10 protein-coding genes are annotated in these 11,924 nt (G+C 52.2%); 5 read left to right on the forward strand and 5 right to left on the reverse strand.

Annotated elements, in window-relative coordinates; genetic code table 11:
* Window positions 1-152: 152 nt before the first annotated feature.
* From C7B82_RS02440 to C7B82_RS02455, 4 genes are all read left to right on the forward strand, one after another.
* The gene (locus C7B82_RS02440; protein ID WP_106254718.1) at window positions 153-1,253 is read left to right on the forward strand and encodes an ABC exporter membrane fusion protein; all 1,101 of its coding nucleotides are present in this window, start codon (window positions 153-155) and stop codon (window positions 1,251-1,253) included.
* The gene (devC, locus tag C7B82_RS02445) at window positions 1,250-2,401 is read left to right on the forward strand and encodes an ABC transporter permease DevC (protein ID WP_106254719.1); all 1,152 of its coding nucleotides are present in this window, start codon (window positions 1,250-1,252) and stop codon (window positions 2,399-2,401) included. Before C7B82_RS02440 ends, devC begins: the two co-directional genes overlap by 4 nt.
* Before the next feature lie 8 nt (window positions 2,402-2,409).
* On the forward strand, window positions 2,410-3,132 hold the full coding sequence (locus C7B82_RS02450; protein ID WP_106254720.1) for a DevA family ABC transporter ATP-binding protein: 723 nt from the start codon (window positions 2,410-2,412) through the stop codon (window positions 3,130-3,132).
* Between the two features lie 238 nt (window positions 3,133-3,370).
* Window positions 3,371-4,801, forward strand: a complete 1,431-nt coding sequence (locus tag C7B82_RS02455; RefSeq protein WP_106254721.1) for a carotenoid oxygenase family protein — start codon at window positions 3,371-3,373, stop codon at window positions 4,799-4,801.
* A gap of 100 nt (window positions 4,802-4,901) precedes the next feature.
* Here C7B82_RS02455 and C7B82_RS02460 read toward each other — a convergent pair whose 3' ends face one another.
* The 5 genes from C7B82_RS02460 to C7B82_RS02480 form a co-directional block, all read right to left on the reverse strand.
* Window positions 4,902-5,234, reverse strand: coding sequence for a hypothetical protein (locus tag C7B82_RS02460; RefSeq protein ID WP_106254722.1), 333 nt, complete (start codon window positions 5,232-5,234; stop codon window positions 4,902-4,904).
* Between the two features lie 112 nt (window positions 5,235-5,346).
* Entirely contained in the window at window positions 5,347-6,930 is a 1,584-nt protein-coding gene (locus C7B82_RS02465; RefSeq protein WP_106254723.1) for a serine/threonine protein kinase, read from the reverse strand.
* Between the two features lie 477 nt (window positions 6,931-7,407).
* A complete protein-coding gene (locus tag C7B82_RS02470) occupies window positions 7,408-7,854 on the reverse strand; it encodes a hypothetical protein (protein ID WP_106254724.1) in 447 nt (148 codons plus the stop codon).
* 60 nt (window positions 7,855-7,914) lie between these two features.
* Window positions 7,915-9,273, reverse strand: coding sequence for an anhydro-N-acetylmuramic acid kinase (locus C7B82_RS02475; protein ID WP_106254725.1), 1,359 nt, complete (start codon window positions 9,271-9,273; stop codon window positions 7,915-7,917).
* 65 nt (window positions 9,274-9,338) lie between these two features.
* Complete coding sequence (locus C7B82_RS02480; RefSeq protein WP_106254845.1) at window positions 9,339-10,475, reverse strand: sensor protein KdpD; 1,137 nt, start codon at window positions 10,473-10,475, stop codon at window positions 9,339-9,341.
* Between the two features lie 185 nt (window positions 10,476-10,660).
* Here C7B82_RS02480 and C7B82_RS02485 point away from each other — a divergent pair, with 185 nt between their 5' ends.
* Window positions 10,661-11,761 carry a sensor histidine kinase gene (locus tag C7B82_RS02485; protein WP_106254726.1) on the forward strand — a complete coding sequence of 367 codons (1,101 nt, stop codon included), beginning with the start codon at window positions 10,661-10,663 and terminating at the stop codon, window positions 11,759-11,761.
* The last annotated feature ends 163 nt before the right edge of the window (window positions 11,762-11,924 follow it).

Here is an 11,924-nt window from a genome sequence, read left to right on the forward strand (position 1 = left end):
TCCTCGATCGAATCAACCTGAGTATGCACTGATTGACATATGCAACTCATTGAATATAAACTAGCATCGAACGCAACAAGTTGCATAAGCAACTAATTGCTTATGAAGCTGATAGTGCCTTAGCGGTGAGTGGAATCTAGAGGTATTGTCCTATGCAAACAGTGACATCTAAAACAACTGCAGTCAGCAAGCCACTTTCTAAACTGACGCAGCGACGAGTTCTGGTCGTAGCGGCTCTTGGAGGCATGATCGCGACGGGGTGCCTACTGTATGGTGCCTCATACTTCTCCCTCGCTTCTCAGAAAGCGATCTCCGCTGTGCCAGTGAGCACAAAAGCGACAAGAGTAACTGCGTTAGGCCGCTTGGAGCCACAGGGCGAAGTGATCCAACTGGCAGCTTCTAGTAAAGGCAGTCGGGTTGAGCAATTGTTAGTGCAGCGGGGCGATCGGGTGCGGGCAGGTCAAGTGATTGCGGTTTTAGACTCGCGCGATCGCCTTCAAGCGGCCCTGGAGAAAGCAAAGCAGGATGTACAGATTGCATTCACCAAATTGGCGCAAGTCAAAGCGGGAGCCAAAACAGGAGAGATCGGCGCACAGTCTGCGACGATCGCTCGTTTGAACGCCGAGTTGAATAACGCCCAACTTGAAGCACAGCGCTATCAAACGCTCTATGAGCAGGGAGCCATTTCGGCCTCGTCGCGCGATAGTAAGCAACTGGTCGCAGACACGACTCGCGCCCAACTTCAGCAGGCGAAAAATACGTTGAGCAGTGTGGCTGAAATCCGCCCTGTCGATGTTACGGCGGCAGAGGCAGAGGTTGCTAGCGCCCAAACAGTGGTGAAACAGGCACAGGCGGATTTGGCTCTGGCGTTGGTGCGATCGCCGCGTGATGGCCAAGTGCTCAAAGTCCACACCTGGGCAGGCGAAATTGTCGGCGATCAGGGCATTGTGGATCTGGGTCAGACCGACCAAATGTATGTGGTTGCTGAAGTGTACGAAAGTGACGTGAAAGACGTTCGCATGGGTCAGCCAGCAACGATTACCAGCAGCGCGTTCAACGGAGACGTGCATGGCACTGTCAAGGAAATTGGGCTGCAAATTCAAAAGAAAGGTGTTTTGGATACAAACCCAACCGCGGATGCCGACGCCCGGATTGTGGAAGTCAAAATTCGGTTAGACAAACCTGGAAGTCGTAAGGTTGCGGGTCTGACCAATCTAGAAGTCACGGTTCAGATTGCGAAGGAGGCGACATGAGGAAAATTCCCCTCGCGTGGCTGCAGGTGAGCCGCGATCGCAACCGTCTGATCGTGGCTATGGCTGGCATTGCCTTCGCTGACATACTGATGTTTATGCAGCTAGGCTTTCGGACGGCGCTCTACGACAGCAATACGCAAGTGCATCGTAGTTTGCGCGCTGATCTGGTGTTGGTCAGCCCATTGGCCCGAAACATCGTGAGTATGACGGATTTTCCACGACGACGCTTGTATCAGGCCAAGAGTTTTGGTGGGGTACAGTCAGCAGACGCGCTGTATGCCGATTCGCGGGAATGGAAGAATCCCGATACTCGGCATAATGAAGGCATTTTGTTTTTGGGCTTCAATCCAGAAAAGTCTGCTTTTAATTTGCCAGGGGTCGATCGCAACCTGGACAAACTCAAAATGCCCGATACGGTTCTGTTTGATGAGGGGTCACGGGGTAAATACGAGGCTACGATCGCCGCTTTACAAGCCGGTCAGGTCGTGCCCACCGAAATGCGGAGTCGCAAGATCAAGCTTGCCGGTTTATTTATGGTTGGTGCGTCGTTTGCAGCCGATGGCAATGTGATTACCAGCGATCAGAATTTTTTGCGGCTCTTTCCCGAGCGTCAACAGTCAGAAGTCAGTGCTGGCCTCATTACATTAGAACCAGGCGTTGATCCGGTGCAGATGCAGCAAGTCCTTCAGGCCAATTTGCCGAATGATGTGAAGGTGATGACGCTAGCTGAGTTTGCCGAACTAGAAAAAACGTACTGGCAAAACAACACGCCGATCGGCTTCATCTTCAGCTTAGGCACGGTCATTGGCTTTATTGTCGGCGCGGTCATTGTGTATCAAATTCTGTCGAGTGATGTAGCAGAGCACTTGCCAGAATACGCCACGCTAAAAGCAATGGGCTATGGCGATCGCTATCTCTTAAGCGTGGTGTTTCAGGAAGCGCTCATTCTTGCCATTCTGGGCTTTATCCCAGGGCTTGGAATTTCCACAGGGCTCTATGCCTTGACCAGAGGCGCTACCAATCTACCGCTTTTTATGACCCTCACCCGGGTCGCCACCGTCTTCATGCTGACGATCGGCATGTGTTTGCTTTCGGGCGCGATCGCTACGCGGAAACTGCGATCGGCGGATCCGGCTGATATTTTTTAGGAGGTTCTATGCAATCTCTCAACACCGCTCAACCGATTGTTTCGATCCAGGCCTTAGATCACTATTACGGTCAGGGACGGCTCCAGAAACAGGTTTTGTTTGACATTCAGTTAGACATTCAGGCCGGCGAAATTGTCATCATGACGGGACCATCTGGGTCAGGTAAAACCACCTTGCTGTCATTGATTGGTAGCCTGCGGTCTGCCCAAAGTGGCAGCTTAAAGGTGCTTGGACAGGAACTCTGTGGCGCTAGTAAGCAACAGATGGTAACGCTACGGCAAAACATTGGCTATATCTTTCAGGCGCACAACTTGCTGAAGTTTCTCACCGCTAAACAAAACGTGCAGATGTCTCTAGAGCTGCATGCTTTGTCCGCCGCCGAAACCCACGCAAGAGCTGAAGCAATGCTGGCAGCAGTGGGGCTGGAGGAACGATCGAGCGACTACCCAGAAAATCTGTCGGGCGGGCAAAAACAGCGTGTAGCGATCGCCCGTGCCCTAGTCAGTCAGCCCAAACTCGTGTTAGCAGATGAACCCACTGCTGCGTTAGACAAACAAGCGGGGCGCAATGTCGTGGAACTGATGCAGCGTCTTGCCAAAGAACAGGGCTGTACGATTTTGCTGGTGACGCATGACAACCGCATTCTCGACATCGCCGATCGCATTATGCAGATGGAAGATGGACGTCTCACAGCGAATGCTCAACGAACGCAAACAACGCCTGCCGCCTGAGTGCAATCACCTCTGATTCAGTTTCTGGCAGAGTCAACAAACGATGCAGAAGCAATGTGAGGCCATACAGAAGCATCGCCCCTTGCCACACAAAAGGATTGTGACTCGGTACAGAAGCAATGTGACCCGATACAAAAGGATTGTTGGGGCGATCGGCTCAACGATCAACACGAAACAGCCGACAGAACGTGTCAATTACATGCCAGACCAATCATCATGAGGAAAACGGAGTTTAGCGATGGTAATAGCAGTACAAGCAACCGCAGCCTGGTCAAAAGCAGTCCTTCAATCTGCAACAGAATTTGGCCCTGTGCCACTCACCGTTTTAGCGGGGGCAGTGCCTCCGGGCTTGCGTGGTTCTCTCTATCGCAACGGGCCTGCCACGTTAGAACGCGGTGGACAACGCGTAGGGCACTGGTTTGATGGCGATGGTGGCATCTTGGGGCTTCATTTCACCGACGGTAGAGCAACAGGCGTTTATCGCTACATTCAAACAGCGGGCTATCGAGCCGAGAAGCAAGCAGGCAAATTTTTGTTTGGCGGTTACGGGATGATGCCTCCTGGTGACTGGTGGGAGCGGTTTAACAAAGGGCCAAAAAATGTTGCGAATACATCCGTCATCGCGCTGCCTGATAAGCTGCTGGCGCTGTGGGAAGGTGGACTCCCCCATGCTCTGACGCTGGAGACGCTCGACACGCTGGGACTTGATGACCTCGGTGGTTTAGACGGAGCCGCCTATTCGGCACACCCGAAACGTGACCCGCAGACGGGTGAAATTTTCAACTTTGGGGTGAGCTTTGGGCAAAATGGCACGCTGAATCTGTATCGTAGCGATGCCAGTGGGACGGTGCAGCAGCATGGCAAAATCCCGCTTCAGGGGTTGCCTCTCATCCATGATTGTGTGCTGGCAGGCAGGTATCTGGTGTTTTGCATGTCGCCCGTGCGTCTGAATGCATTGCCTCTTTTAGCCATGCTCAAGAGCTACAGTGAGGCGCTAACCTGGCAACCAGAGAAAGGGACTGAGATCATTGTCGTCGATCGCACCACGCTTGAAGTGGTCAGTCGCACCGAAGCCGATCCCTGGTATCAATGGCACTTTGGTAATGGTGGCGAGCTTCCCGACGGCTCGATCGCCTTCGATCTGGTGCGCTATGAGGACTTCCAGACCAACCAATTTTTGCAAGAAGTCTCAACCGGGCACACCAACACGCTGGCTAAAGGAACCCTGTGGCAACTGCGGCTAGAACCCAATGCGGGTGTCGTGCTGGAGTGCAATCAAGTCGTCGATCGCAGCTGTGAGTTTCCCACCGTAGAGCCCAGCATGGTCGGTCAGCGATCGCGCTATACGTACCTGTCGCTGCATCGTCAAGATACCGTGCTGCAGCATGAACTGTTTGGCACGATCGCCCGCTTCGACTACCAGACCGCCACCCTTACCGAAGCCGATTTGGGCACCAATCGCTATCCCAGCGAACCCATTTATGCACCGGACGCTGACAATGCGGGTCAGGGCTGGGTTCTGACCGTTGTGTATGACGGCACTACTGACTGTAGTGAAGCCTGGATTTTTGATGGCGATCGGCTGGATGATGAGCCTGTCTGTAAACTAGCCCTTCCCCACGTTGTGCCACCCGGTTTTCATGGCACCTGGAATCCACGCACGCGGTAGCTTACGATTCAAGCCTTTGCGGGTAGTCCTCTTTAGAAAAGGACACTGCCCATCCGCCGCTGCCGCTCTCTAGCACTACCGCACGCCTGACTCCCGAACCCTAAAAGCGGAGCCTGCCTTCAGTTAAAAGTTTGAAGCCCGAGATGAGTGCGGCAAAGGCAATCATAAAGTTCCAAAGGCTGGTCGGCTTCAGCATCACGCCGCCGCTGAGAAAAACGAGCACAATACCAAAAATCAATAAACCCCAGCCCAAGCTACCCGTTTGACGGCGAAAAAACAGCAGTGAGGTCACGCCACCCATGATGGCTAAAACAGAACCTAACGCTGGCAGGTTGCGCCAGAAGTAGGGGGAATAGTAGGTCGAAAACATAATGTTCTGACCCAAAAAATACATACCTGCCAGCAGCAGCAATAGACCAAATAACTGACTCATTGGCTCAAAAAACGTCCCAATTTGTGTTTATCGTTCCCTACATCCATCAAAAATCACGACTCAAGAGGGCGATTCCGGATAGAGTCAGTCATATTGTTTGTACTGAGGATGACTAATGCCCAAAAGAAGAGCCACCGGGGTCTTTTTCCATTTCGGTGGTAATGCGTGGTTTCAGCTTATCAAACTCTGACTTCAGTAGATTTTTGCTGAGGGTAGCTTGCCCGATCGATCGCCAAGATTGACTGGTAATAGCCCATTCTTGAAGCTGCAGCCGTTGGGATTCGTTAATCGTGATGGTCATCGCGTGCACGCAGGCATCGGGTTGCTCCAGCCCAAACAACAAGAGTTGATACTCCCCTTTTTCAATCAACAGTCGAATCAGCTCTTGACCCTGTAGAGTTTTGAGATCCAGGTAGCAGGGCAGCCAGCGTGGCCCTTGCTCTTGCTTGCCATTGCCTTTCTGACTGCGCTTACGGTTGTAAATGCCTGTAATCCACAGCAGCGTTGGGTGTGGCGACATGGCGTAGAGGAAATTTTTGTAAATGACATTGTAGAGTCTGTACACCTGCAGATTTTGAATTTCTTGCTGGGGTAGCATAACCCACACGGCTGGTAGATTTTGTCGACCCATCGCCAAAGTTTGAGCAAAGACGATTTGCGCCGTCGGTTTATCCTGGGGCCAGGTGGCAACCTGCCACGCTCCATCCACTGGGAGGAGGAGATCGAGCTGCGGTGGTAGTGAACTTTTTACGGGTTTGCGTTGCAGAATTCTGCTGATGTCTCCAACAACGCGATCCTTTTCGAGGTACCGCTTGTGTAACGGTTCTAAGGCCTCAAGGACATGAGCAACTGACTGTGGGCGATCTCTAGGTGACTTTGCCAGGCAGCTCATGACTAAGTTTTCTAGCGCTTTCGGTAGCTTCAGATGGGGACTAACGGCTTCAAACGATCGCGGCGGTTGAGAATGATGGGCTTTGTACCAGGCACCGAACGCGTGCGTTTCGACATGAAGCGGCATTTTACCCGTCAGCATCTCGTACATCATGACGCCGAGACTGTAGATGTCAGAGCGTGAATCGAGTTCTCGACCTTCCATCTGCTCTGGCGAGGAGTAGGCCAGGGTACCCATGTAAGAGCTGGTCTGATCACTATTGGCTTGCAGCAGTTTAGAAATGCCGAAATCGAGAATTTTTACCAGTTCCCCCAGGCTCGCATCGCGGCTGACCAAGATGTTGCTGGGCTTGATGTCACGGTGAATGATGGAATACACCGTATCGTCGATCACGATGCCCTGGTGAGCACACTGTAAACCGAGCGAAATCTGCCGAGCAAGGGTCAGGAAGCGAGGCAACGGGAGCGGCTGATTATTAATGACTTCGCTCAGGCTTTGCCCCTGCAAATACTCCATGACGTAAAAAGGAACCTCTTCTTCCTTGTAGTCCGTGACGCCATAATCGATGACATTGACGATGTGAATGCTTTTACGCCCCAATTGGGCACAGGTGCGTGCTTCACTCTTAAAGCGATCGCGCATTTTAGGGTTGAGCAGCGCTTGCGCTAGAAACTTAACGGCAATCACGCCCCCCAGCAACGTATCTTCTGCCCGGTAGACTCGCCCCATTGCGCCTTTGCCAATTAGTTCAGCAAGTCGATAACGGTTAGCAAGTAAGCGTCCAAGGTTAGAATCGGTCGTCATAGTTCACGCCAAGGGGGCAATTGCTGCTCCTGAGTGCTCAGGTACAACACAGTGCAAGTTCAACAACACAGCCATAAGTTGATGCAAGAGTCTTGGCTGTTAGTAGAGGGACTCTGCGATTAGGGACTTTAAAGAAATAATGTTATGGACTGTAGCGGTCAGCCGTCAGCGGTCAGCGGTCAGCCGTTAGAGAAAAGCTGATAGCTGATGGCTGATCCAAAAGTATGCACTTATTTTTTAACAAGTCCTTAGTCATCCCATCAAGTCTAGTAATCCCGTAAAATCTATTTTAGCGATCTCAGTTGCGTCAGGTGTCTGGGTTTCTTGCCTGCGATCGCTCCCTTTGAATGACGCTCCCTTTGAATAACGCTCCCTTTGAAAGAAAAGTAGATGTAATGGCTCCAGTCAAAGGCCTTGTTAAGCCATCACATCTAACCAATCGTGTCACCGTGATCTTTCAGCAAACTTAAATAAAGCCTAATCAGAGTGCCGCTCTAGTGTCGCCTCCATCGTGCTGGTGAGGTAATGACCCGCCATAATGCCACTGGACAGATAGTACTTATTGTCATCCATACGGTAGAGCGTTTCAAACCCACTACGGCGCTGTCGATCGCCCAGTACCCAATACCGTTGCACGATCGACTCTTGGGCAACCCAGCCTTCGCCCTCCACGCGACCGAGTAGACTATGCTGCAGCACAAAGGTATATTGTCGCTCTCCAGCATCAAGCCGTCCCCGATACTGAAAGGAAATTTCTTCGCGATCAGTTCCCGGAAACGCCAGCTTTGTGACCATCGTAAACCAGTCATCTCGGCTCCAGCCGACCAGGGTTTTGCCAATTACAGTAACAGGCATCCCGTTACGTTCAAGCCAGTTACCCTGGAGTGACCAGCGTCCCGCCTCCATTAAAAAGGTGTGAGCCACACTGCCATCCCTTGCTTTGATTGCTTCTTGTGATGCTGGTATTTGTGGTAATTCATGCTATCACGCACCCAAGCCGCTGACCTGGTTAATTTCTCCTAACAGCACAGCGCCGGCAGCGCCAGTCACAGCAGGAAGATTACCAGGAATGCCCTGTTGTCGCCAGTAAGCGAGCACGGCAAAAGCGATCGCTTCCTTAAAATCGGCATTAAGACCCACCGCATCGGTTGTTAAAACAGGTATGCTGTCTAGCCGTTGCTGCAAGCGCTCTTTCAAATATAGGTTCTTACTGCCTCCACCGCATAGCAGGACTTGATCGGGCGGTTGAGGCAAAAAATCGCGATAGGTCTGGGCGATCGACGCGACCGTCAATTCTGTCAACGTTGCCAGCACATCAGCAGGACTGAGCGAGCGATCGCTGGCATCTGCCAGGCATTGCTCTAAGTAGGCCGCCCCAAACAATTCTCGCCCCGTTGATTTAGGCGGTGGTTGCCGGAAAAACGGCTGCTGTAGCCATTGATCAACCAATTCAGTACAGGGCGTACCACTCGCTGCCCAGGCTCCATCGCGATCGTAAGTCTTTGTGCCATTGGAAAACGCCTGTACTGCCAAATCGAGCAGGACATTGCCAGGGCCAGTATCCCAGCCGAGGGGGAAGGGGGAGAGGGGAGAGGGGAGAGGAGTGAGGAGTGAGGAGGAAAGTTTTGAGTTTTGAGTTTTGAGTTGCTGCTGACCGCTGACTGCTGATTGCTGACTGCTGACCGCTGACCGCTGACCGCTAGCTGGCAAATACGCCACATTCCCAATGCCGCCAATGTTCTGCACACAGCGACTGTATGTAGGGTGACTGAGAAGTGCGACATCAACAGCAGGAACGAGGGGCGCGCCCTGCCCACCAGCCGCTATATCAGCTGCGCGAAAGTTGCTAATCGTGGTGATGCCTGTCGCTTGAGCGATCGCCGCTCCACGTCCCAGTTGCAGGCTGTAGCCAAGTGGGTGTGGGGTGGGGTGTGGGATGTGGGGTAAGGGGTCAGAAATAAAGGCAGTCTCTCTCTGCTCCCCCTGCTGCTCTTGCTCTCCCCTCTCTCCTCTCTCCTCTCTCCTCTCCTCTTTCGGCGGTCGATGATACACCGTTTGCCCGTGCGAACCAATGAGGTCAGCCGTGGGATGCCCTTGCTGAATGGCGATCGCGGCTTGAGCAAATTGGACAGCGATCGCGTCATCCAGGTCTGCCAGGTCTGCCATTGAAAGTGGCGCGCCGCCACAAACCGCTAGAATTTGCTCACGCAAGGCGGGTGGGTAGGGGTAGGTTGCCCCCGCCAGTAGTTCGATTGTCAGATCAGTGGTGGAGCCAAAAATATGCACCAGGGCAGCATCGATGCCATCGACCGATGTACCGCTGATTAAGCCAATTGCAAGCATTGCATCATCAGTGAGGGGTTGTTAGTTAATCATCGTCTAACAATCAACGACTCACAACTAAAAACTCAAGTCGATGGCTTCTCAGTGGCGATGATGTGGATGTCAATGTTTTTCAGCGATCGTAGTAATTTTTGCGTGAGCGAGGTGCGCAAAAGAGATTTCCAGCGCGATCGCTGACTTTCACCAATGAAAATCTGGCTGATGTGGTAGTTTTGAGCTGCAGTGGCGATCGCCTTCGCTACATCCTGATCTTGCACTCGGATAAACTGACCGCCAAACTCTTTGCAAAGGCTTTCGCACATTTCAATATGCAGGCTCTCTTCTTTTGTCAGGAAGCGATCGGGATTGTCTACAAACAGACAGTACAGTGGGCCATGCATGTAGCTAGCCAGTCGTGCCCCTCGCCGAATAAGCTGTACGGCATTGGGATAAGTCGAGATACATACCAGCACTCGTTCGAGAATATTGCAGTGAGGCACGTGCGTTGTGGGCGCATTATCTGCCTGAAACGCATCGCCCTCAATGTTGTCAGCGACCTCACGCAGTGCCAGTTCGCGTAACGCAATGAGGTGACGCCGCTTAAAGAAATTTTGTAGCGACTGGTCAATCTTCTCCGGTGCGTAAATTTTGCCATCCTTGAGGCGTTCTTCCAGGGTCTCGGGCGTGACATCGATGACCACCACTTCATCGGCTTCGTCTAGCACCCGATCGGGAATGCGTTCGCGGACGACGACGCCTGTGATGCGGGCAACCGTATCGTTAAGGCTTTCGATATGCTGAATATTGACCGTAGAATACACGTCAATACCTACCGCCAGAATCAGCTCAACATCCTGATAGCGCTTCTCGCGGTGGGCACCCGGCACGTTGGTGTGTGCCAGTTCATCGACCAGTACAAGCTGCGGTTGACGCGCAATGATTGCAGCGGTGTCCATTTCGGTCAGCGTGATCCCAGCACAGGTAAGGTGTTGACGCGGCACCGGCTCCAACCCGATCGCTTTCTGCGCCGTTTCAACCCGGTTGTGGGTTTCTAAAAGCCCAATGACCACGTCAATGCCTTCTTGCCGCAAACAATGGGCTTCTTCCAGCATGCGGTAGGTTTTACCAACACCAGGAGACATACCAATGAAAATTTTGTGTTTCCCCCGGCGCACTGGGCGAAGCGTAGTGTTTCCCGTTACAGCCATAGAAGAGTCGTACATTGAAAAGAGGCCAATGCTGTTGGCAGCTCGATTGCTTACTATAGTAAACAATGTGCCTGACTGACTCATCTATATTTGCTGATATAGATTGCACCTAAACATCTGTATAGGTTTCATTTTTACAGTTAGCGCCGAGGGGATTAATTCGCCTTAGAACAGGTGTCATCGATAGGCTCAGACCCAAGTTGAAAAGCATCCAAACAACGTTTTTTGGTCAAGAAACAGCTTCACGCATTCGCTGGCTGATTGTTGGGTCATTCGCCGTTGTTTTACTGCTGGAATACAGCACGCCACCAGATTATGTGTTTGGGTATCTCTACATTGCGCCCATCTTGTTAACCAATGCACGGCTGAACCAATGGAGAACCTTTCAGGTAACACTAATGGCGGCGGCTCTGACGATGGCAAATTTATGGCTTCCGACCAATAAAGCAGTGATTGCCTCCACCATTGCCAGTCGCATCATTGCAGTCATGGCGCTTGTGGTTACCGGTGTTTTAAGTAGTCGCATTCGACGCAGTGAAGACGCGATCGCCCGCCAAAAGGCACAACTGCAATCACAGGAACAACTGGCTGGCATGCGAGAAGACTTTGTTTCCACACTGACACATGATCTAAAAACCCCACTACTGGGAGCGATCGAAACCATCAAAGCCTTCCAACGCGGTGAATTTGGCTCGACGACAACCGCGCAGACAGCCGTTTTAGACACGATGGTACGCAGCCATCGAACCACGCTGCAAATGGTTGAGACGATGCTGGATATCTATCGCAACGATTCCGAAGGGTTGACGCTCAGCCTTCAGCCCGTTGATCTGGCGAGTCTGGCAGAAGCTGTACTTGCAACGCTGCGTGAAATGGCGTCGATCCGGCGAATTCACTTGAGCCTGAATTATGGGGACTCTGACTTTCGCCGGACTTTATGGGTAGAAGGCGATGCACTACAGCTACAGCGGGTTTTTGCCAACCTGCTCACCAACAGCATCAACCACTCGCCCCGTGGTGGCAGGGTTGAAATTGTGCTGGAATCGCAGCCCAGCTATCAGGTTGTCAAAGTGCTGGACGAAGGGCAGGGCATCACGCCCGATGAGCTACCGTTGCTGTTTGAGCGGTTCTATCAGGGACACGGCGATCGACAGGCAAAAGGTTCCGGGCTAGGGCTATACTTAACGCGCCAAATCATTGAAGCGCATCACGGGACGCTGTGGGCAGAAAACCGATCGCCGCAAGGTGCTCTTTTTGGCTTTCGCTTACCGACAGCCACCATGCCCGGTGCGGTGGAGTGATAGGGTTTCTCAAGCAGGAGTCGTTAGTCGGGAGGCGGGAGTCGGCGTAAAATTTAAGACGGAAGGCGGAAGGCGGACACAGAAAACATCAACAAATTTAATAAGATGGTCATACAAGTTGGAAGTTTGAGCTGCAAGCAAGGTACTCTCCTGCTCTTACTCA

The sequence above is a fragment of the Stenomitos frigidus ULC18 genome (assembly GCF_003003795.1).
Lineage (GTDB): Bacteria > Cyanobacteriota > Cyanobacteriia > Leptolyngbyales > Leptolyngbyaceae > Stenomitos > Stenomitos frigidus_A.